Origin of the sequence: Bacteroides sp., from assembly GCF_030151085.1 — a bacterium.
Classification (GTDB): Bacteria; Bacteroidota; Bacteroidia; order Bacteroidales; family Bacteroidaceae; genus Bacteroides.
The window spans coordinates 19,630-42,821 of sequence record NZ_JASLER010000007.1 but is presented as its reverse complement, the minus strand read 5'-3'; the positions used below and the strand labels follow the sequence as shown (position 1 = coordinate 42,821).

The 23,192-nt window shown below is 41.5% G+C and carries 20 protein-coding genes, 1 other RNA gene and 1 pseudogene; 5 read left to right on the top strand and 17 right to left on the bottom strand.

The features are described 5' to 3' along the window. Positions 1 to 363: pseudogene (locus Q1W14_RS02130) on the bottom strand (anti-sigma factor); the annotation flags it as partial. Between the two features lie 310 nt (positions 364 to 673). On the opposite strand from Q1W14_RS02130, the gene ndk reads away from it, so the two are divergent. Further along, complete coding sequence (gene ndk, locus Q1W14_RS02125) at positions 674 to 1,135, top strand: nucleoside-diphosphate kinase (RefSeq protein WP_300698831.1); 462 nt, start codon at positions 674 to 676, stop codon at positions 1,133 to 1,135. A gap of 62 nt (positions 1,136 to 1,197) precedes the next feature. Here the strand turns inward: ndk and Q1W14_RS02120 are convergent, their stop codons facing one another. The 3 genes from Q1W14_RS02120 to ssrA form a co-directional block, all read right to left on the bottom strand. Continuing rightward, positions 1,198 to 1,758 carry an RNA polymerase sigma-70 factor gene (locus Q1W14_RS02120; RefSeq protein WP_300698829.1) on the bottom strand — a complete coding sequence of 187 codons (561 nt, stop codon included), beginning with the start codon at positions 1,756 to 1,758 and terminating at the stop codon, positions 1,198 to 1,200. A 116-nt stretch (positions 1,759 to 1,874) separates the two neighbouring features. Further along, positions 1,875 to 2,297 (bottom strand): GNAT family N-acetyltransferase, encoded by a 423-nt coding sequence (locus tag Q1W14_RS02115; RefSeq protein WP_300698826.1) that lies wholly within the window; start codon positions 2,295 to 2,297, stop codon positions 1,875 to 1,877. A 652-nt stretch (positions 2,298 to 2,949) separates the two neighbouring features. Continuing rightward, positions 2,950 to 3,347: a transfer-messenger RNA gene (ssrA, locus tag Q1W14_RS02110) on the bottom strand. A gap of 295 nt (positions 3,348 to 3,642) precedes the next feature. Here ssrA and Q1W14_RS02105 point away from each other — a divergent pair. The 4 genes from Q1W14_RS02105 (at position 3,643) to Q1W14_RS02090 (ending at position 9,305) form a co-directional block, all read left to right on the top strand. Further along, on the top strand, positions 3,643 to 3,765 hold the full coding sequence (locus tag Q1W14_RS02105) for a hypothetical protein (protein ID WP_300698824.1): 123 nt from the start codon (positions 3,643 to 3,645) through the stop codon (positions 3,763 to 3,765). A 396-nt stretch (positions 3,766 to 4,161) separates the two neighbouring features. Further along, positions 4,162 to 6,990: a beta-glucosidase gene (locus Q1W14_RS02100; RefSeq protein WP_300698821.1), complete on the top strand. Its 2,829-nt coding sequence runs from the start codon at positions 4,162 to 4,164 to the stop codon at positions 6,988 to 6,990. A 53-nt stretch (positions 6,991 to 7,043) separates the two neighbouring features. Further along, complete coding sequence (locus Q1W14_RS02095) at positions 7,044 to 8,150, top strand: lactonase family protein (RefSeq protein ID WP_300698818.1); 1,107 nt, start codon at positions 7,044 to 7,046, stop codon at positions 8,148 to 8,150. Between the two features lie 99 nt (positions 8,151 to 8,249). Next, positions 8,250 to 9,305: a DUF4831 family protein gene (locus Q1W14_RS02090; RefSeq protein WP_300698815.1), complete on the top strand. Its 1,056-nt coding sequence runs from the start codon at positions 8,250 to 8,252 to the stop codon at positions 9,303 to 9,305. 1 nt (position 9,306) lies between these two features. Here the strand turns inward: Q1W14_RS02090 and Q1W14_RS02085 are convergent, their stop codons facing one another. The 13 genes from Q1W14_RS02085 to Q1W14_RS02025 form a co-directional block, all read right to left on the bottom strand. Next, positions 9,307 to 9,657, bottom strand: coding sequence for a PqqD family protein (locus Q1W14_RS02085; protein ID WP_300698812.1), 351 nt, complete (start codon positions 9,655 to 9,657; stop codon positions 9,307 to 9,309). 26 nt (positions 9,658 to 9,683) lie between these two features. Further along, positions 9,684 to 11,075 (bottom strand): MFS transporter, encoded by a 1,392-nt coding sequence (locus Q1W14_RS02080; RefSeq protein WP_300698809.1) that lies wholly within the window; start codon positions 11,073 to 11,075, stop codon positions 9,684 to 9,686. A gap of 141 nt (positions 11,076 to 11,216) precedes the next feature. Next, a complete protein-coding gene (gene secG, locus Q1W14_RS02075) occupies positions 11,217 to 11,600 on the bottom strand; it encodes a preprotein translocase subunit SecG (RefSeq protein WP_300698806.1) in 384 nt (127 codons plus the stop codon). Positions 11,601 to 11,604: 4 nt separating this feature from the next. Beyond that, entirely contained in the window at positions 11,605 to 12,381 is a 777-nt protein-coding gene (locus Q1W14_RS02070; protein ID WP_300698803.1) for a tetratricopeptide repeat protein, read from the bottom strand. A 7-nt stretch (positions 12,382 to 12,388) separates the two neighbouring features. Next, positions 12,389 to 12,916, bottom strand: coding sequence for an LptE family protein (locus tag Q1W14_RS02065; protein WP_300698800.1), 528 nt, complete (start codon positions 12,914 to 12,916; stop codon positions 12,389 to 12,391). Next, complete coding sequence (locus Q1W14_RS02060) at positions 12,903 to 14,159, bottom strand: sigma-54 dependent transcriptional regulator (protein ID WP_300698797.1); 1,257 nt, start codon at positions 14,157 to 14,159, stop codon at positions 12,903 to 12,905. Before Q1W14_RS02060 ends, Q1W14_RS02065 begins: the two co-directional genes overlap by 14 nt. 1 nt (position 14,160) lies before the next feature. Next, complete coding sequence (gene pdxA, locus Q1W14_RS02055; protein WP_300698795.1) at positions 14,161 to 15,258, bottom strand: 4-hydroxythreonine-4-phosphate dehydrogenase PdxA; 1,098 nt, start codon at positions 15,256 to 15,258, stop codon at positions 14,161 to 14,163. A gap of 4 nt (positions 15,259 to 15,262) precedes the next feature. Continuing rightward, positions 15,263 to 16,315, bottom strand: coding sequence for a DUF4837 family protein (locus Q1W14_RS02050; RefSeq protein WP_300698794.1), 1,053 nt, complete (start codon positions 16,313 to 16,315; stop codon positions 15,263 to 15,265). Between the two features lie 69 nt (positions 16,316 to 16,384). Further along, positions 16,385 to 17,425 carry a 23S rRNA (adenine(2503)-C(2))-methyltransferase RlmN gene (rlmN, locus tag Q1W14_RS02045; RefSeq protein WP_300698792.1) on the bottom strand — a complete coding sequence of 347 codons (1,041 nt, stop codon included), beginning with the start codon at positions 17,423 to 17,425 and terminating at the stop codon, positions 16,385 to 16,387. Positions 17,426 to 17,707: 282 nt separating this feature from the next. Continuing rightward, positions 17,708 to 19,846, bottom strand: coding sequence for a SurA N-terminal domain-containing protein (locus Q1W14_RS02040; RefSeq protein ID WP_300698790.1), 2,139 nt, complete (start codon positions 19,844 to 19,846; stop codon positions 17,708 to 17,710). A gap of 123 nt (positions 19,847 to 19,969) precedes the next feature. After that, the gene (locus Q1W14_RS02035; RefSeq protein ID WP_300698787.1) at positions 19,970 to 21,226 is read right to left on the bottom strand and encodes a hemolysin family protein; all 1,257 of its coding nucleotides are present in this window, start codon (positions 21,224 to 21,226) and stop codon (positions 19,970 to 19,972) included. Positions 21,227 to 21,230: 4 nt separating this feature from the next. After that, positions 21,231 to 21,857, bottom strand: a complete 627-nt coding sequence (gene lptC / locus Q1W14_RS02030) for an LPS export ABC transporter periplasmic protein LptC (RefSeq protein WP_300698785.1) — start codon at positions 21,855 to 21,857, stop codon at positions 21,231 to 21,233. Between the two features lie 4 nt (positions 21,858 to 21,861). Then, the gene (locus tag Q1W14_RS02025) at positions 21,862 to 23,187 is read right to left on the bottom strand and encodes a lipopolysaccharide assembly protein LapB (protein WP_300698782.1); all 1,326 of its coding nucleotides are present in this window, start codon (positions 23,185 to 23,187) and stop codon (positions 21,862 to 21,864) included. Positions 23,188 to 23,192: the final 5 nt, after the last annotated feature.

The window sequence follows — 23,192 nt, the reverse complement described above, 5'->3', positions numbered from 1 at the left end:
ACCATCGGGTAAATCGAGGTTCACACGCTGACCTGCCGGAACAGTAATGGTCTGCATTGCTATATTTACATTGTCTTTATCTTCGCCTATTGAAAACAAAGCAGCCGTTACACCTACCGTTATTATTACCACAGAAGCTATCTTCAGAAATTCCCGAATGAAATAGTTCTTCTTCTTGATCTCTTTCTTGGCTATACCAGACGCTTTCGAATGTCCCACAAGAATCATCGCATTGAATAGCTTTCGCTCCCGACGGAAGAGTTTATTATTCTCTTCGGAAGCTTCAGCCCATTCTTTCACCGATTTCATCTCGTCTACAGTGGCATGTCCTTCGAAAAAGCGGTATAGTATATCTTTATCCATGTACATTCTTTTTTTGCGTATCTACAATAATAGCGAACGGGAAGAAACATTCCCTAGTGAAATATGAGATTTTTTTTTAGAGAAGGGAGTTGAGTAGAGAAATCCATCCAAATCAAAAGAAATCCGATTTTAAAAGAAGCTCACAAAAGGAATATCATTCGAGACAATATTTAAAGCGTGTTAAACATATGCAGTTCCGTGGGGCATTTAAGCATTTATTAACTTATTAATAGTAAATTGCAGACTCCATGTGGTATGCCACATAGTATAATACAATAAATGCTTTTTTAATCTTAATAACACAATTCTAATGGAAAAAACTTTAGTTATTTTGAAACCTTGTACTGTTCAGCGAGGTCTGATCGGTGAAATTATTTCCCGCTTTGAAAAAAAAGGGCTTCGCTTGGCCGGAATGAAAATGGTTTGGTTAAGCGATGAGATCTTAAGCGAACACTATGCCCACCTTAGTGAAAGATCATTCTTCCAACGGGTAAAAGACGCAATGAATGTATGCCCGGTGATTGTTTGTTGCTGGGAAGGCGTTGACGCAATACATGTTGTGAGAACCTTGGCTGGAGTCACGAATGGAAGAAATGCTGCTCCCGGCACCATACGAGGAGACTATAGTATGAGTGTGCAAGAAAATATCGTGCATGCGTCCGACTCTCTGGAGACTGCCGAAATCGAGTTGAAGCGTTTCTTCAAAGAAGGCGAGATATTTGACTATGACTTGAAAAATCTGCTGAGCTTATATGCCAATGATGAATTTTGAGTTTGGCATATACCACTAAAAAGGCATGCAAAAGAAAGTTACAGAATTGGAACAACATGCCGCTAATTCAGATAAAAGAGAAGAACCGAAGCAGGCAGATAATCTTTTAAAGCGATGCGCAATGCCTTAGTTGCTTTAGAAATATGAAACTCTACTCCTTTAGTAGTCATCGCCAATAGTTCGGCTATTTCTTTATGGGGTTTGTTCTCGTAGCGGCTCATCATGAAGATACGGCGGGTTTGTTCGGGCAGAGTTTCCAAAGTCCTGTCTACAATCTCTTGTATCTCTTTCGTAAAAATCTCATTAGGTTCAAAATCTCCCAAAGTGAGTACGCGACTCGATAGTTCCCAAGCATAGATGCGAGAGATTTCATCGGATGCGTCTTGATGTATCTGCTGGCTACGCAGATAGTCAATACAACGATGCTTGATAGCTGTGAGTACGTATGCCGGAACATTAGTGTCAGCAGGCAGACGATCCCGGTTTTCCCAATAATACATCATGGATTCAATGACGAAATCTTCGGCAATGGCTTCGTCATGCACATACGTATCGGCAAAGTGTACAAAACGTTGCTGATAGTCTATAAAGAAATGATTGAATTCAGTTAGATTAAAGGTCATTACGCATCACTGGTAATTGGTTTGAGTGGCAAATATACACTTTTATTTAAAAAAGAAGCAAGAAAGAGAAGAGAAAACAAAAAGCAATATATGATTGCCTATAAACTACAAACAAACTATAACCGCATGTGCAATATGGGATACTCCTTACCCTCTCCATCCAATTCCGATCTGCTAAATAGGTTGAAGCCTATGGATTTGTAAAAGCCAATAGCTTGTGCATTTTGTTCATTCACATCGACTTTGGTTACTTTTAAATTAGCTATCGCATATTCAACTAATTTTTTCCCTATTCCTGTGCCACGGCAATTATTATCGACAAATAGCATTTCAAGATTTCCTTCTGCAACTCCCATGAAACCAACTAAGACACCATCTCGCTCAAATCCTAATAGGATGACATATTGAAAATAGACCGGAAGCTGTTTCTTATAATATAAAAAATCCTCCTCTTTTAGAAAATCATGCGTATTCAGCACTGCACTTTCCCATATCTCTATTAAACGTGGATAATCCGTTACTTCTACTTTTCTGATCATAATTTTAATGTTAATAAGTAGTGCATCATAATTATTGGATACACTACATACGGCAAAGATCGGAACTTATACGTAAAAACACAACATAGAATATAATAATAACATAATGACACTAAAAATAGCGTTACGCAAACAATGCCATCTATGCAAATACAGAAAAGCAGAGATTGATTGCATAACTACTGGAATACTTATTCCGTTATTTTGCATAATATTCTTCTTTTATACAGATTGTAGCTATAAAAAGTTAACTTCGTGTCTGCTGTAAGTTAACTTCCAGCAGACACGAAGTTAATATCCCACCGACAAGTTATATATTCCCCACCGATGAACACTTAATTTCCCACCGAGAAATAAGCAAAAAGCGAATTTTATCCATTTAAAGAGGCACTTTCTAATTTATTAGAGAGTGGTCTTTTCACCTATACATCTAGTTATTTGATATTTATAAAAATCCGTTTTCATATTTATCTTCATCTGGGAAGGTGTACAGAAATAGCGCATTCTCCGATGATAGAAAATACAAAATGACAAAATGGAATTGCAGTAAAAGTGAAATATATATGGTTAATTTCTATCCTAATAGAAAAAGGGACTAAACTCGGATTACTCCTTATTTAGTCCCTATAATTCATACAGGTTGTAATACCTACTGTGGACCTGGAGGGAATCGAACCCTCGTCCAAACGAGGAAATCATAAGCTTTCTACATGCTTATCTTTGCCTAATTTTTCGTGCAATGACAGAACCAAAGCCATCAATCATTGCCTTATCCTCTTTAGTTTCATCTACGTCGCAAGGCCGACGCCGACTATCTCCGATGTAACTGCACCACTGAACCGGAATGCTTCGAAGCCACAGCTTCCGAGTGATGTCCCGTCCCAGCACCTAGTGCCGGGATTAAGCTCGATCTACTATGATTCGATTAAGCAGCAAGAGCGTAATTAGTTTCGCCAGATAAAATTTTGAGGACTGAGATTTAAGTGCAAATCAACGACGCACTGCATGCTTACTTACCATTTCTGCCCGCTGTCAAATCCAGTCAAGCCCATTACTTTACAACCAAATGGTTATAAAAAGAATTATAGTAATATTCTAAATATCCAATAACAAAAAGTACATAAATAAAGAACGATTACTACTTTCTTCGGTGCAAAGATAGAAAATATATTCTGCATTACATTAATCTTATCTGAATTTATCTATTTGAGGTAATTGTTATTTAACTTCTTTTCTCTATCTTTGCCTGTGAATGCAAAAGCATTCGCTTTATAAATATTTCAGTTTGGCACATCCAAAAACGGCAAATTTTTAAATGTGCGAACCAAACTGAACGGTACTCGTTATGTCGTCATTTTACGATAGGCGTGCCCGTTCGGTGTATCGGTTTGCACAGGTTCTTTGCCGTACCTTGGATGTTCTGAATACATTGGATTGGGCACGTTTTTTTGTGCCTATCCTTACTTAAAACCAAAGGATATGAAGGCAATAGAAAATTTCATGTATGAGTTGACATTATTACCAATGCGAACCCTAAACAAAATCATTCTTATATTTTGTGCAATGTTGACTGCTATAGCATTATTACTCTGCCTAGCTTTCTACCTGTATTCAGTTAATCAGCTCCAACAAGGATATATAGACCTCGTAGATACCTACACAGAGCAAAAGTCTATAGATATTACGTCTCGCTAACAGTTACAGGAAATATAGTTATACATAAGGGGGAATAGTGTTACAGATAAGAAGTAGCACTACTCCGGACAATAGATACCCGTACTTTGGACTATTTTATGATGTCTTACCTATTAATAAGCCGTATCTTTGGTACCTGTAAAGAATAAAAATAAAACATAGTATAGCCATGAAGAAACTAATTGTAGCCACTTTACTGTTAGGTAGCGGCACATTGCTGTCGGCACAGAAAACGATGAAAGTACCGGCAATATATAAACCGGTAAAGAGTGAGATGTATCACAAAGGTTGGATAGACTTCAACAAAAATGGAGTGAAGGATGTGTACGAAGATCCCACCGCCACCCTCGACGCACGTATAGAAGACCTGCTGAAACAGATGACTTTGGAAGAGAAAACTTGCCAAATGGTTACCCTGTACGGCTACAAACGAGTATTGAAAGATGCCCTCCCTACTCCCGAGTGGAAACAAATGCTATGGAAAGATGGCGTTGGCGCAATAGACGAACATCTCAACGGCTTCCAGCAATGGGGGCTTCCGCCATCGGATAACGAGAACGTATGGCCTGCATCCCGCCATGCCTGGGCATTGAACGAAGTACAACGTTTCTTCATAGAAGATACACGCCTCGGCATTCCCGTAGATTTCACGAACGAAGGTATACGGGGAGTAGAGAGTTACAAAGCAACCAACTTCCCCACTCAATTGGGCTTAGGACACACCTGGAACCGTGAACTCATTCATAAAGTAGGATTAATCACCGGACGCGAAGCGCGTATGTTAGGCTATACCAACGTCTACGCTCCTATTCTTGACGTGGGTAGGGATCAGCGCTGGGGACGTTACGAGGAAGTGTACGGAGAGTCTCCTTATCTTGTTGCCGAACTGGGCATTGAAATGGTACGTGGTCTACAACATAACCATCAGGTAGCTGCTACAGGTAAACACTTCGCTGCATACAGCAATAACAAAGGGGCACGCGAAGGCATGGCGCGCGTCGATCCACAAATGTCGCCCCGTGAAGTAGAAAACATTCATATTTATCCTTTCAAAAGAGTGATTCAGGAGGCAGGCATGCTGGGTGTGATGAGCTCGTACAACGATTACGACGGGATTCCCATCCAAGGAAGCTATTACTGGTTGATGACGCGTTTACGCCATGAAATGGGTTTCCGTGGTTATGTGGTATCGGATAGCGATGCCGTAGAGTATCTTTATACCAAGCATGGCACCGCCAAAGATATGAAGGAAGCTGTTCGTCAAAGCGTAGAAGCTGGGTTGAATGTGCGATGTACATTCCGTTCGCCCGACTCCTTCGTACTTCCGCTTCGCGAACTGGTGAAAGAAGGCGGATTAAGCGAAGAAACAATTAATGATCGGGTACGTGATATACTCCGGGTAAAATTCCTCGTTGGATTGTTTGATGCTCCATACCAAACTGATCTTGCAGGAGCCGATAAAGAAGTAGAAAAGGAAGAAAACGAAGCTGTTGCCCTGCAAGCATCCCGTGAATCCATTGTATTGTTGAAGAATGCAAATAACACATTGCCACTGGACATCAATGCTATAAAGAAAATAGCTGTATGTGGTCCTAATGCCAATGAAGAAGGGTATGCCCTGACACATTACGGTCCGCTTGCTGTAGAAGTAACCACCGTATTGCAAGGAATCCAAGACAAAGTAAAAGGCAAAGCCGAAGTACTCTACACTAAAGGTTGCGACCTGGTAGACGCCAACTGGCCCGAAAGTGAAATCATAGACTACCCGATGACTGGTGAAGAACAAACCGTAATAGACAAAGCTGTAGCCGATGCCCGTCAAGCCGATGTAGCCGTTGTAGTACTTGGTGGCGGACAACGTACCTGTGGCGAAAACAAATCACGCAGCAGTCTGGATCTCCCCGGACGTCAATTGCAACTGCTACAGGCTATACAAGCTACGGGCAAACCGGTGGTACTCATACTTATCAACGGCAGACCGCTCTCTGTGAACTGGGCGGACAAATTCGTACCTGCCATTCTCGAAGCATGGTATCCGGGCTCTAAGGGAGGAATCGCACTTGCCGACGTTCTTTTTGGAGATTACAACCCTGGCGGAAAGTTAACCGTTACCTTTCCAAAGACCGTCGGACAAATTCCCTTCAACTTCCCTTGCAAGCCCTCCTCTCAGATTGATGGCGGCAAGAATCCGGGACCTGACGGCAATCAGTCAAGAATCAACGGTGCTCTCTATCCTTTCGGATATGGATTAAGCTATACCACCTTCGAATATTCCGATTTAGAGATTACCCCTAAAGTAATCACTCCGAACGAAAAAGCGACCGTACGCCTCAAAGTAACCAATACCGGGAAACGTGCCGGAGATGAAGTGGTTCAACTCTATAGTCGTGATGTATTAAGCAGCATCACCACCTACGAGAAGAATCTTGCAGGCTTCGAACGTGTTCATCTGCAACCGGGCGAAACCAAAGAAGTAGTCTTCACTATCGACCGCAAGCACCTTGAGCTGCTGGATGCTCACATGAAATGGGTAGTAGAACCTGGTGATTTCGTCCTTATGGCAGGCGCTTCTTCCGAAGATATCCGCCTGAACGGTGTGTTGACCGTAGAAGATTACCAGACCCGTGCCAAAACCATTGAAGCCCAAAAGCCAGCCAGCCGGGTAAGTGCCAGCACCAATCCGGAGGATGCAGAGAATGTGCTCGATGGAAAAATCAACACCGCATGGCAAGGAAATAAAGGAGATTATATTACCTTTGCCCTAAAGAACGGAGCCAAAGTAGATAAAGTATCCATCGCCTTTACACGCGACAACAATCTGCCGGCTAATTTTGAAATCCAGCTTTCGGGTGGTGGCGGTCAGTTCCTGACTGTATATTCGGGAACCGTCAGCGAATATGGCAAACTAATTTCATTTCCGTTCAAAGGAACAACCGCCAGTGACCTGCGCATTGTGCTGAATGATGACCGGGTAGGGGTGGCAGAAGTTGTCCTATAAGCAAAACTATTCTCCGCCCCCTTCAGGGGGACGGGGATATAATATAAAACCTAATGAAAACACTTCTCTACTGTATGATCGGATTAAGCCTCACCGCTTGTTCGTCTCAAAAGACTGCAAGCAATCAGGACGAACTCGCCATGTTGGTGGGTACTTACACCAACGGAACAAGCAAAGGTATCTATACCTTCCGCTTTAATCAGGAAACCGGAGTAACCACCCCGCTCAGTTCTGTAGAACTTCCTAACCCCTCCTACCTCACTCCTTCGGAAGATGGCAAATTCGTCTATGCCGTTAGTGAAATGAATGATAGTACGGCCGCTCTCAGTGCCCTTGCTTTCGATAAAGAGACTGGAAACCTACGCTTACTGAACACTGAACGGACCCTTGGTGCCGATCCTTGCTACGTAGCCACCAACGGCAATGAAGTGTTGACTGCCAACTATAGTGGAGGATCGATGTCTGTTTTTCCCATAAACAATGATGGTACACTCCAACCCGTAGATACTCTTTTTGAAGGAACAGCCAATGGTCCTGATACAATACGCCAAATTGTTCCGCACATCCATTGTACAATATTCTCACCGGATGGAAAATACATCTTCGCCACCGATTTCAGCGCCGATCGTATTCTGCGTTTCGTGCTGCATCCTAAAGATATCATTCCTCATCCATCTTTAGAGACCGTCAATATAGAGGCGGATTCGGGTCCCCGCCATCTCACATTCAGTCCCGATGGCAAGCACGCTTACCTTATTTCCGAATTATCCGGCAAAGTGACCGCCTTCAATTACAACGATGGCAAACTGGTACAAATACAATCCATCACTGCCGATACCCTGGCAGCTCGTGGTAGTGGAGATATCCACCTCAGTCCCGACGGAAAATATCTCTACGCCAGTAATCGGTTGAAAGGTGATGGCATCGCTATCTTCGCTGTAAATCCCGAAAATGGCACACTTGCTAAAGTGGCTTATCAGCTTACCGGTATCCATCCGCGCCATTTCAACATTACCCCTAATGGCAAATATCTACTCGCTGCTTGCCGCGACAGTAATGTAATTCAGGTATACGAACGTGATTTTATCACCGGACTACTTAACGATACTCATCAGGACATCGTCGTAGACAAGCCTGTTTGTGTACAATTCGTTGAATAAGTAAGAGTAGTTCGTTAATAATTTTAAAATCGTCCCCGGACAGCAATAACTTGATTAACTTTGTCCCTCAACTTAATTAAGTCTAAACCAATAGATCGTATGAAAAAGAATATATTGATATTTTCAACTTTACTCCTGGCTACTACCGCCGCTGCCCAAACAGAAGTTACTGTAGGTGTAATGAACGGCAAAGACTACGGTGTAACGTATGTATTACCCAAAACAGAAATTGAATTTGTACTTCAAACCACCAAACATACCTACACCCCGGGAGAGTTTTCCAAATATGCCGACCGCTATTTGCGCCTTAACAACGTGTCCGCCGAACCTGAAGTGTACTGGACATTGGACAAGATACAAACCCGTGTGGCTGGTGTACCGGATAAAGACAATGTCTATTTCGTCAAACTGAAAGATAAAACCGTAGCCCCTCTGATGGAACTGACGCAAGACGGTATTGTGCGTTCCATCAACATGCCTTTCAGTGGTCAGCAAGACAATCAAAGCGCCAAACCTACTACAGCAGCGGAAACAAGCATTGACCCACGGAGCTTCCTTACCGAAGAAATCTTAATGACCGGCTCCAGTGCTAAAATGGCCGAATTAATTGCAAAAGAAATCTACAGCATTCGCGAGAGCAAAAATGCCCTTCTGCGTGGTGAAGCCGACAATATGCCCAAAGATGGCGCACAGCTTAAATTGATGCTCGACAATCTGAATCAACAGGAACGTGCCATGGCCGAAATGTTCTCCGGCACTATAAAAGATGAACCCAAAACCGTTATTATTCGCTTAACTCCCAAAGAGATGAAGAACGAAGTAGCCTTCCGCTTCTCCAAGAAACTGGGTGTAGTTGCCAAAGATGATCTTGCCGGTGACCCATATTATATCAGTGTAACCAACCTAAACACTCCTGACCTCTCCAACGTAGCAGAGAACAAAAAGAAATTAGAAGGTGTAGCTTACAATGTTCCGGGTAGAGCACAAGTCGTTCTGACTCAAAATAACAAGAAATTGTTCGATGAAGAACTACCGATCACACAATTCGGTACAATAGAATACCTCGCTCCTGTATTGTTTAACAAGAGTTCGACTGTAAAAGTGTTGTTTGATACAGCAACAGGAGGATTAATAAAAGTAGATAGAGGAGAGTAGTTTACTTTCTAACTCTTAATTGAATAAATCCGTCTTTCCGAAGTTGCATTATAAAAGTAGTTATTCGTGAAGCATAATTGGCTTCTCCCTCAAAATGTTCGGCAAGTAAAGATACTATTTCTTGTACTGTACGTTGGCCATCAATTAGATTCCATACAGCAGTACCATGCTCTTCGAGCGTCACACAAATATCAGGTGACATTCCCTTCGGCAACAAGAAACGACGCATCCAGTCATATTTAAAGCGAGGATAGGTGAGTACAATTGACTCACCTTTCCATTCGCTTGTAATATGTCCACAACGAACCGGAACAGCATCCAACAAACTGACTTTTCCTTCATTAGCTTCCATCTTTTCCGCTCGTTTTTTAGTTTATCTTATTTTTGAATATTGGCTTTCTGCAAACCATAACCCTTTTTCTTATCTTCAGCTTTCAGTAAGATAGCAAACACAATGGCCAATACACCAAAGCAAGTAAAGATAATCATCGGAATAGTATAATCATAGATAGGTTTTCCTGCATCGGTATGTCCGGTGATGCAATAATTGTCGAGCACCTTACCAATCAGCAAAGGAACACCCATAAGTCCCCAGTTTTGTACCCAGAAGATCAACGAGTAAGCTGTTCCCAATTTATTTTCAGGAATAATCTTAGGAACAGAAGGCCACATAGCAGAAGGCACCAAGGAGAAAGCTATTCCCAATAATATAATAAGTACCAGAGCGATCAACCAATTATCCAAGAAAGGAAGAGAGAAAGTAAAATGAATGATAACCAGCATAATAGATCCAAGTAACATGATAGTAGCTCCCTTACCTTTACGGTCGTATAGATTACCAAAGAGTGGAGTCAACAATATGTTTCCGAAGGGCAGCAAAGAAGGAATGATACCCGATAATGATGCTTCAATATGGAACTTATTTATCATCAGGCTCGGAGCAAACTTCAAGAATGGGAATACCGCAGAATAGAACAATACGCACAACAACGCAATATACCAGAAACCCTTCAATTTGATAATCTCAAAGATATCACTGACACGGAATGGTTCTTCTACCTCTGCCGTTGCATCCAAAGCATCTTGTTCATCACGGCGTTTATCCATAACCACAAACACCAGGAATGAAAGTGTACCAATGCAAAGGAGTATCAAACCTATCAATATAGGCATACTGATAACATTATTGAAAGCTCTGCAAAGCAACGGAGTTAATCCGATAGCAAGTCCTGTACCAATACGCGCCGTAGCCATCTCAAGTCCCATCGCCAAGGCCATTTCCTTACCTTTGAACCATTTTACGATGATCTTGGAAACCGTAATACCTGCAATCTCTATACCGACTCCGAATAAGGCATAACCCAAAGAGGCAACCAATAAAGGATATCCCCAAGCGCTACCGAAGATAGAAACTGTTTCACCTCCGAAATCATGGGAAACACCGTACCATTTGATTGCTACACCAATCAACATAATGCAGGTAGCCATCAATCCTGTAAAACGCACTCCCATCTTATCCAAAATCATACCACCGAAAATCAACATCAGGAAGAAGACATTGAACCAACCGTAAGCACTGGTGAATGTTCCATAGTCATCGCCCGTCCATCCTAATCCTCCACCACCAACGGGACTTTGCAGCAGATCTTGTAGAGGAGCCATCATATCCGTTATGAAATACCCGCAAAGCATTGTAAATGCTACCAGAGACAAGACTACCCAGCGTGCAGTTTTCGACTCGCTTAATTTTCTTTGAATGTGTTCTTTCATTTTAGTTTTTAATTTATCTCATTTATTATATGTTTTCCATTATATACACAAAGGTACAAAAAATAAGCGAAATCACTTATTCTTTCTCAGAATTCATGATTTCGCTTATCTTTTATTGCTTTAACCGTATGCCGTCTATCTTTATTCAGCAGGTTGTTCTGTAGCAGGTGCTGTAGTTGCCGGTGCTGTAGCAGCAGGAGCTTCAGTCTGCGGAGCAGCTGTACCTACAGGCATGTTATAAGGATTAGTTTTTTCTTCTTGCTGTGCTTGTTCCATAATCACTTCACCATTCTTATGAGAAGTTGAAGGAACTGTATAAGCAGAGGCAATGCTGAAAACGACTAAAACTGCTGCCAGGGTCCATGTTGCTTTTTCCAGGAAATCGGTAGTTTTGCGTACACCCATGATTTGGTTGGATGATGAAAATCCTGATGACAGACCGCCTCCTTTGGAATTTTGAATCAGTACAATGAAGCACATCAGCACAGATGCAATCACCATTAAGATAACTAATAATAAGTACATTTTGTTATTTTGATTTAGCGTTAATAATCAATTTCTCTAAAAATCTGATTTGGTCTGCAAAGTAAGCATTTTTTTTTGGATAATTCAAACTTAATTTTTTAATAATTTCAAGTGCTTTGTCATATCGGCGCTGTTTGATATAGATTTTCGCCAAAGTTTCTGTAAAACAGCTATCATCCAACTCATCATTAGGAGTCGAAACTGAGGATTCATTCTCTTCTTCTTCCTTCGGAAGTTCAGCTTCTATTTCAGGCATACTGACAGATTCACTTTTTAGAATAAAGTCGTCAATCAGTTCATGCCCGCGAAGCTTCTGTGACTCGACTTTGGTTTCTGCCTGAGTCCTTTCCGACGATTCGGTTTCCTCTTCATCTTGCGTCAGATAGGAAGTATAATCCATGGCATAATCCAGTTCCATACTGGATGAGTTTTCCTCGGGAACGGTAGCTAGGAAGGCATCTATCAAGGATAAAGTACGATCTACACTAAGTTCTTCATTCGTTTCTTTGAAAGAGAGAAGCGAGGATTTTTGTGTTTGCAGTACATAACGGTCACCTTCTATCAAATAGAACAAAACGCGACGGTCTGCCACATACAATACAGCCTTGCGCAATTCAGCACCAAAGTTTATATCGTGGAGCAGATAGAGATTTTTGAGGTAAAGCAAACGTAACGATTGGAAATAAGGATAGCGCGCCACCAAGGTGCGAAGTTCGTACAAGGTGTCTCTATCCAGCGTCTCGGGATGCTGAATCCATTGTTGCAAATGGGCAGAAGTCATTCTTATATTACCAGTTAGCTACAGTTGCATTAAATATTTGTTCTGTAATATCTTTCACCATCAAAGTAATAAGCTGGTCTTGCACCGCCGTCAGCAACTGTGAAGAATCATACAATTGGAAGGCGGAGAACTGCTGGTCTGTGAAGTCGTCTTTATGATCTGTGTTATTTACATAAGTCACCTTGACAGTTAATGTCAGCTTCACTTTAGAAGAATAACCACTAGCATCCACCGACTCATTATATTGATTATAACCGGTTATTTCGCCGCTAATTTCAAGATCACCTCCACTATTCACCAGGCGCAGACGTGTTTGTTGTATAAACATGTCCTTCAACTTCTGATTAAACTCTGTAGCCAAAGGAGCATATACGTATTCCGCACGGTTCTGGAATTCACCGATAGAAACAGTCTTCACCTTCGAGTAATCAATAGAACTAATCGGGGCAAGCCCCAAAGAGATGCGGCAGGAATATACCACGAGCACCAAACCAACCAAAGCTGTGATTAGTGCTATTTTTTTAATCCAATCCATATTCTTTTATCTTTCTGTATAAGGTGCGCTCGGATATATTCAAGTCCTGCGCTGCACTTTTACGCTTACCATGATGCTTTTCAAGCGCTTTGCGTATCATTTCTTTCTCTACTTCGTCTAAGGAGAGAGATTCTTCCACATATTCTTCCGTATCCTGAATATCATCATCCACGGTTGGAGCCGATTTTATTGAAGGATGAATAATAGTAGGTACACCAGAGGTTACCGGAGGTACCACGGCCGGAGGTGTCGGCGTAAAATAGGTAGAGGGTGCTACTGCCTGTGAAGACACGGTTCCCCTGCCCTGCTCAGTCATGATTTCATGTACCAACTTCTTCAACTCCGTCACATCATGGCGCATGTCGAAAAGCACTTGATAGAGAATTTCCCTCTCACTCTCGAAGCTTTTACTTTCTTTTACACCAAACAATGCCGGAAGGCGTTGCATAGTATTTTGCTCAGGCAAATACACCTTTAAGATAGATGAATTGATTTCACGATTCGTCTCTATAATGGATATTTGCTCTGTGATATTCTTCAACTGACGCACATTGCCCGGCCATGAATATGATAATAACATCTGTCTGGCATCTTCAGTCAATTGGATGGCTGGCATACGATATTTCTCAGCAAAGTCCGATGCAAACTTACGGAATAACAGAACTACATCCTCACCACGCTCACGTAAAGGCGGTATCTGAATGGGAACTGTATTCAAACGGTAGTACAAATCTTCACGGAAACGACCGTTCGCGATGGCTTGTGTCAGGTTCACATTGGTGGCTGCAACAATACGCACATCGGTTTTCTCTACTTTAGAAGAACCTACCTTCATGAATTCACCACTTTCGAGTACACGAAGCAAACGTGCCTGAGTTGGTAATGGTAATTCACCTACCTCGTCAAGAAAAATAGTTCCGCCATTTGCCTCACCAAAGTAACCTTTCCGTTCACCGATAGCTCCCGTAAAAGCTCCCTTCTCATGCCCGAACAACTCGGAATCGATGGTACCTTCCGGAATGGCACCACAGTTCACGGCAATGTATTGTCCATGCTTACGACGGCTGTATTGGTGGATAATCTGCGGAAAGCTCTCCTTTCCTACTCCACTCTCTCCGGTAATCAGCACAGACAAATCGGTAGGCGCCACCTGAATGGCAATATCGATTGCTCGCATCAGTGTTTCATTGTTTCCAATGATGCCAAAACGTAATTTTACTTGTTGTATCTCCGCTTTCGTCATACTATAAATCTTCTTCTGCGCTATCGAGCTTCAATTTATCGCTGTCGTCACGTTTTTCGTAATATTGTTTGCGTAAAGGATTAGCGTGTGCCACTTTCTCACGTTCACGGTTACGGAACACGTCAATGGCTACATAGACTGCCTGACGGAAGGAGTCTTCCGAAGCCAGTCCTTTTCCTGCAATATCATACGCCGTGCCATGAGCGGGTGAAGTACGTACAACGGGAAGTCCTGCCGTATAATTCACACCTTCGTCCATAGCTAAAGCTTTGAATGGGGCCAAACCCTGATCGTGATACATAGCCAGTACACCGTCAAAGTGGGTAAAGTTGCCCGAACCCATAAATCCGTCTGCCGGATAAGGTCCATAACAAAGCATACCTTTTGCTGCCATCTCCTGAATGGCCGGAATAATAATCTCTTGCTCTTCTGTCCCTAGGAGACCTTCGTCACCTGCATGTGGATTCAAAGACAACACTGCAATACGAGGTGCATCAATACCGAAATCCTGTTTAAGGGAACGATTAAAAATCACCAACTTCTCTTGTATCAGTTCTTTGGTTATGGTCGATGCTATCTGGCTAACAGGGATATGTCCGGTTACCAGTGCCACTCGGAAATCATCTTTCATCAAGATCATTAAGGCTTTTCCGCCATCTCCCAATCTTTCTTCAATATATTCCGTATGTCCGGGGAAAGCAAAATCCTCCGACTGGATGGTATGTTTGTTGATGGGAGCTGTTACTATAACATCTATCCATCCCTCCTTGAACTCTTCAATAGCTCTTTCCAATGCACCGAGTGCTGCCTTTCCGGCTTCGGGATCGGGCTTTGAAAACTCTACTTTCACTTCATCATCTGTACAGTTAACAACGCTCAAACGGTTGTCTGCCGCTTCCGAAGCAGAATTAACGATGCTGAAGTTCGTAGGCAAATCGAGGGATTTGCGATGATAAGCTGCAACCTTTGGCGAACCATAAATAACAGGCGTACATAATTCCAGCATCACAGGATCTGAGAATGTTTTTAGAATTACTTCATAGCCTACGCCATTTATGTCGCCTTGCGTAATGCCGATTCTTATTTTGTTGTCTTCCATTTTATTACTTATTATTAATAGTGTCTTTTGCGGCCGAGTTCACCGGAATCTCCATACCTTCTTGCTTACTGTTAGGCAATTTCAAAGTATATAGGGAAGCTTCCATTTGGCGAACCAAGTTGCGTTTCAATTTATCAGGTGAGTAAACAAAGACTTCCGATACGATAACACGTTTGTTCGCTTTGTCCAAACGGGCATGTGATACGAATGGGCCACCCATAAAGTCACCCTTTACACGCCACAAGCCACGAGCTTCCAAAGCATACTCACCTTGTACCGAAATAGGACGCACATCGGTCATCAGTGTATCGGTTGACATATACATACCTTCTTTGGCACCCGGAATATTTGCTTTCATTACGGAGTCGCGCTTATGCACGAAATATTCTTTGGTAAATGTATCTTTATCAGTATAAGGATAAGAATAGATAACGAAGTTCTGGTCACCTGTAGCAGCATTTGTTCCTGCCCAGAAGAAGTCTTCACCTTGCTTAGTAGAAACCAATTCGCCCGGCACCCATACATCAGAGTCGAACATGCTCTTTACTTTTGTAGAAACATAGTCACTATGCTTATTTTTCAATACGGAAATCTGACGGTTCATTTCGGCATGTGTAAAGAAGTCTATGATGACTTGCTTATTCTCCTCTACAAACTTAGCAAACGAAGCTTCATCAGGTGCCTGGATAGTCAGAATGGATTGTGGAGCAGCATATACATCTTTAGCATACTTGAACTTAGGCTGAGTATAAAGATCTTTATTAATTTCCACTATGATAATATTGCGAATCAACTTCAAAGTAGCATCATAATTGGCCGGAGAAGTGAACATGATACGGAACGAACGTTCAGATTGAGGAAGTCCCGGCACATCTGAATCAAGTACATCAAACAGAGCTCTACCTGCCGGACGTTCCCATACTCCCGGATCTACTACTACCAAGATTTCATAGGCACGACCACTGGAAGTCGGAGTAAACACACCTTTTTTACCGCTGCACGCAGAAAATAGGGTCAAAACAAGAGCCATACTCAAATAAAACAGATGCTTTTTCATATCTCTACAGTTTTAGTTTTCACAAAGCTACGAAGAATGCGTAACATCCTCCTCACTTAAGTTAATAATTTATATTAATTCTTGTTTATTCTCCTCTTGCTTAGCTGTAGAAAGCATGCCACAAGCTGCAAAAATATCTTCACCACGAGAGGAACGTATGGTAGTAAACAGTCCGTGCGAAGTGAGATAATCGCGTAGGGTAGCCATCGTTTCCATATCGGCACCTTCCAAATCCACTCCCGGTATAGCATGGAAACGAATAAGATTTATCCGGCAATCCACGCCTCGCAGTAGTTTCAAAAGTTCCTTGGCATAAAGCAGAGAATCATTCACGCCTTTAAAAACAATATATTCGAAAGATAGTCTGCGCTGTTTACTAAAATCATAGTTTCTTAACAATTCTACAATTTCCGTTATAGAAAATGCTTTCTCTGCGGGCATCAATTCACGACGCTGCAAGGGTACCGGAGTATGCAAACTAATAGCAAGATGGCAATCAGACTCTTCGATAAAGCGTTGTAAACCCTTTTTTAGCCCTACTGTAGAAAGGGTAATACGCTTAGGACTCCAAGTAAAACCGTATGATGCGGTCATTACTTCCAGAGCTTTCAAAACTTCGTCCAGGTTATCGAGTGGTTCGCCCATCCCCATCATCACAACATTAGTCAGTTTATCCCGTTCGGGTAAAGATATGATTTGATTGATAATTTCGTTAGCAGACAGATTGGCTGTATAGCCTTGTTTACCGGTCATGCAAAACTTGCAATTCATTTTGCAGCCCACTTGAGAAGATACACAAAGAGTAGCACGATCCTCATCGGGAATGTAGACCGCTTCAACAAAGTGACCGCCATCTGTCCGATACAAGTATTTCACCGTACCGTCTACTGAGCGCATTTCGTCAATAGGGCCTGCGGCACCTACTTCATAAGATTCATTCAACAACTCGCGATGTTTCAATGACAGATTCGTCATTTCGTCAATGGATGTTACCTTCTTGTCGTACAACCAAGATGCAATCTGTTTGGCAGCAAAACCGGGCATACCCAGATTCTTTACCACCGATTGCAATTCGGAGAGTGTCAAGCCCAAAAGAAGTCGTTTCTGCATATATTCTTGTTTTCTTGTAGAGAATCATTTGTTTCATTGAAGGAAACCTGTTGTTTCCTCAGGGGAAACTATCTGTTTCATGCGTTGAAACTGTTGGTTTCATTAGACGAAACAGGTAGTTTCAAAGCAGGAAACAATAATTAGTCCCCTTTATTAGAATGCAAAGGTAGGAATAAAGTTGCACAACGACAACGGAGCGAATAGAAAATGAAATATATAGATAATTAAAAAGCCGCCCGGCATAACCGAGCGGCTTCTCATTTATCTATTCACCTATGCTTCTTAGAAGAACAAGTAGCGCTTATCTTTTACTTCACCTTTCAGATACAAGTCATTGATGAACTGAGATGCCATACGAGCATGCATTGTTTCCAATGTAGCTTCTTCAATATCCTGATTGTATGTTTCGTTCAGTTTTTCTTTTGCGTATGGTTGAAGAACAAATACACCGCCATTACCTTTAAGCGGAGCACTCAACTTGTTCAGCTCAGCTACAGAAGCGTATGCACTTACCATAGGTTCGCTGCTACGCAAAACTGGAACGTATGCAGATGCTGCGAAAGTAACGTGTTTTACAGAATCGCTAACTGCGGCAGCCATGTTCTTGTATTGATCAAAAGTAGTAGCATTAGCAGCCTTCATGTCGGCCATAATCTTCTCAGCTTTCTTGTCACGAAGAATTTCATATCTCAATTGATCTTTTACCAAAGCCAACGGACGATAACCTTCCGGAACAATATTTACTACACTAACAACCAACATACGATCGCTTTCACCACATTCGTACAAACCGGAAACTTCACCGGCTTTTGCTTCGAAAGCCCATTTCAATGCATCTTTTGTACCTCTTACACCACCAATTCCGTGTTCAGAGCTATACAAATCTGCTTTATCCAAAAGTCTGTAACCAGCATCTTCAGCATTAGCAGTCATTTTATCCAATGTATTGTTAGCAGCGATAAACTGGCTGAAATCATTATATGCCTTACTATAAGTTTCCTTACTGAAATCGACCGAACGCTTGATAACGGCAACTTTATATTTATCCTTTACACCCTTCTTGTTGGTAACTTGCAAGATAACGTTTGCTTGTCCTAAAGGCAGGTTAGTCAACTCATTCTGTCCCAAAGTAGTTACAGCAGTAATATACTTCAAGTTGTCACCGTCTACTTGAGCCCCTTCGTAATTAGCAGAAGAAATCCAAGTAGGCTCACCTGTTTGACCATACTTCTTAGCGATTTCTGCGAAATCAGCACCACCCTTAATTGCATTGTAAATACTGTCAGCTAAAGTTTTAGTCTTCGCAGCATCCTCAGCAGCAACCTGGATTTGACGGAACTCGATAGAGTCAGCAGCAGCTACAGAAGCCAACTTTTTGAAAGAGTTGATTGTATTATCAGTTACATTATAATAAGGTCCATAAACACCACCTACAGCTACTGAATCCAAGCGAGCTGCAACATCAGCAGGCAAAGTTTTAGTTGTGTAGAACAGATCTACATACGGAGTAATAGAACCGGTAGAACGGATGAAAGTAGTATAATCAGCAGGGTTACCGGCAAGTTGCTCAGTAGCTTCTTCTACTTCTTTCTGAATAGCAGCTCTATCTTCAGGGCTTGCTGTTACCTGTACATCGATATACTTGATAGTACGGGTTTCTACATACTGTTTGAACTGTTCTTTCTTCTTATCATAGGCAGCTTTCAACTCCGATTCGCTGATGGTAATTGTAGAGTCTACGATAGAAGTATAAGGGATAGCAGCCAATAACAAGTCAGTCTGGTTCACTCTGGCATCAAAAGCATCTTGTGCTTCAACCGGATTAGAGAACAGAGACTTGGTAATCAGAGCCTGATATTTTTCTTGCAAACGAGCCTGTACAAGTGACTTTTCAATGAAAGACCAGAACTTATACATAGAATCGTAGTATTCGGCATATTGAGCAGGCATTTGCGCCTTGTTCATCTTAGAATAATCTACCAAGAACTTCTTCAACATATCCTTGTCGAATGCACCAGTTGCCTGATTACGGAATGGAGTCTGTTGCAACATCGGATGTACACCGGCGTCGATGATTGCTTGAATTTCAGCTTTAGATACGGTCAAACCAAGCTTCTTAGCTTCTTTTTCAATCAATTTATTGTTTACGTATGTTTGCCATACCTGATCTTTAATTTGGTTGGTTTGCTCATCGCTCAATGCATTCATGCCACTAGAGAACTTCACAACTTCTGTATATTCCTCTACCAATGCTTGATAATCTTGAGCGGAAATAGTCTCCCCGTTCACTTCACCTACGTCTTGTGACTGGTGTGGCTGAAGCACTTTCCACGCGTCACCTGCGATGAAAGCAAACAGCGCCAAACCAATAACAATCACCAATAAGGGTCCTTTAGACCGGATGTTTTGTAATGTTGCCATTTTTGTTAATATGATTTATTTATTTATTATTATTTTCTCGTTAATGTTCATTTTAGCGCACGAAGATACAAAAAATGCTAATACGCATCTATTTATTCCCTAAAAAATTACGCCTAAATATAATTATTCAATGACTTTCAAGCGTACTAACTCAATTTTGGTAGCCGTTACCTTGATAATTTTGAATTGGTAATCGTCTATGGAAATCACTTCGTGCAATTTCGGGAAACTCTGATAACGATTCAGGATCAGTCCGCCCACTGTCAGATAATCATCTGATTCCGGCAAATCCAGTCCGAAAGTCTCGTTCACCTTTTCTATCTCCAAGCGTGCCGAAAGCACATATTCATGTTCGTCAATCTGCTTGCATATATAAGAGGTGTTATCATGTTCATCTTCTATATCTCCAAAAATTTCTTCAACCAGGTCTTCCAAAGAAACAATGCCTGATGTCCCGCCAAATTCATCCACCACTACAGCAATGGTTTTCTTTTGTTGCATAAACAACTTCATCAGTTTATGTGCAGCCATCGTTTCAGGAACGATAGGAACTTCCTTCACATTATTCCGCCAGTCAGCCGGATTACGGAACATCTCAGATGAGTGGATATACCCCACAACATTATCTATATTACCATCGTATACGATGATTTTGGAAATACCGGATTCTACAAATAAACTCTTCAGATCTTCAAGAGAAGTGGTTACATCCACAGCAACAACTTCTGTACGTGGTACGATACAATCGCGTATCTTTATATTCGAAAAGTCGAGGGCATTCTGGAATATCTTTACTTCCGCATCCAGTTCTTCCCTACTATCAGCATTCTCAATACTAGATTGAATAAAGTAGTCGAGATCCACCTTGCCAAAGGCTTTGTCGGAAGCATCTTTATTAATCTTCATGCCAAAGACACGAAGGAACAGATACGATAACCCTGAAGCCAATTTCGAAATTGGAAACAAGATGATATAACAGATAAACAAAGGAACAGCACATACCCTCAACATCAAGTTCGGATTGATTTTGAACAAAGTTTTTGGTAAGAACTCTCCTGTTACTAAAATAATAAGCGTAGAAATGATAGTCTGCACCAATACCATCACAAAATGATTGGAAATCACGCCGGCAAGTAAATTCACCTCTATGATTTGCGCCATTAAAATACCGTAAATAACAAGTGCAATATTATTCCCCACCAACATGGTAGAGATAAAATTATTGGGGTTGCGGAAGAAATAGCCTAAAATATTGGAAACCACACCAGGTCTCCGTTCCATTTCAAAGCGCAACTTATCTACGGAAACGAAAGCAATCTCCATGCCCGAAAAAAAGGCAGAGAAGAGCATAGTTATCAATAAATATACAACGGTATCCATAATATCAGTTAACAGAATCTGTTTTCAAGCTATCAGCAACAACCGGCTCATCATCCATGTAAAAAACACCTTCGGGCTTATGTATGGTATAAACGGTCATTTGCTGGTTGGACTCAAAACCACGTCCGGTAATTATACGGTCTGGCTGCTCTATTCGGATAAACTTATCCGAGTACACTTTTTGCTTATTCTGATCCCAGTACAGCAGTTGGGTATCAAACTTTTCTCCCTTGAGGTTTTGTATATGTACATTTCCCATCAACTTCCATAAGCCTTCCTTATTAAAGAAGTATGCTGTATCTGACTTGATGCTTGCTTCGACCTGAAACAAGGAGTCGAAATTCTCTAGATATACTCCCTTTTCAAATGCCCAGTGAGGAGGATTTTTACGGTCAAACATCAGCCATTCTTCCGTAACGATACGATAACGTGTAATACCAGAGTCCGAAATCAGGGTCGTAACTCCCCGAGTATCCAACACCGGCAATGAATCACGTTCGGTAATAGCTTTCCCTAGTTCCTTTTTACGTCCCGAACAGGCAGAAAATAAAAGAAACATAACCATTACCCCAAGGGCAATGGTTATGTTTGTATTTCTATGACAAGCAACTTTATTAAGCCGTAGAAGCATAGTTTTATCTAATCGTTGTTGATTCACCGATCCAACCGCCGATAGTAACACGGTCACCAGCTTTGTAACCCAACATAAACAGGTCTTTAGCTTGCGGAGTATGACGGGCATAAGTTGAAATCAACTCATTTGCTTTTTCTGCTACAGAAGGATCTACAGCTTTAGCTCTCTGCAATTTGTCAATTACCAAGAAGTAAGTACACTTATTCAAAGCAGCTTCATCACTCCAGTTAGGACTTGAACCATACATCTGAGCAATCAAAATATAAGGATCACCAAAGTTTTCGTTATAGCTGATAGCCTTCTGAGCATAACTTCTGGCTTGAGACAATTTCTTCACCTGCAATAATCCGGCAGCAGTAGCATAAGCAATTTCGGCCTTCTTCTTGTTATCAGTTTCTTTGTTCAAAGCTTCATCGAAGTACTTTATAGCATTATCAAAATCTGCTTTCTTATAATACATATACGCAACGCCTATAGCTGCATCAGCAGTGGGATTGATGCGATACATATATTCAGAAGCCTTAAAATAAGCTTCGCTCTCGTTACACTTCATCATCTTCAAGATAGCGATGGTTTTTTTCAAGAAAGCAGAGTCAGCCTTATGCTCTTCTACCTTCGGACCATAGATATTCTGCAAAGATTCGCAGTCGGCAACGCCACTATTGATGAACATAGCTACCAAATTATCTTTAATAAGCTGCAAGTTCTTCTTCTTTGCTTCATTGTTTTCAGCATTAATAGCATCGTCTGCATATTGAGAAGCATTAAGATAATCTTGGAAGAAGTCATCTGTATGGTTAGTGTCAGCTTTAACTTTCTGCATGGATATATCCAAAAAATAGTGCAGAACAGCAGGTTTAGAGCCACCCTTTTCTGAGTTTACAGACTCTTTCAACCAATTATAAGCAGTATTAAGATCCGGAGCGGGAGCATATTGGAGATAATCCACAGCCTTAGCACCCAAAGCATCTGCTATACTGGGCACACCTTTCATTCCTTTCTGAACAAATTCAGGAATATACTTCATTCTCAAATCATATACATTCATCAACTCATCAAAATACTTCTTGTAATCGGCAGAATTTCTATCCTTGATTTTACTCAAGAAACCTACCAGAATCTTCTGAGCATCCGTAAAAGTGTAATATCTCAATGTAGGACAGTCTTTCAGTACAGCCATACATGGAGCATAAGCATCTTTAAAATTACCGGCTCTTACCGCCTCATGCGAGATGCTACTGTTTTTATTACAATCATCATTCTGTGCAAAAGCGCTGGTTACTCCACCCGAAAGAAGCAAAACAGCTACAAGCGTCTTAAATTTCATTGTAT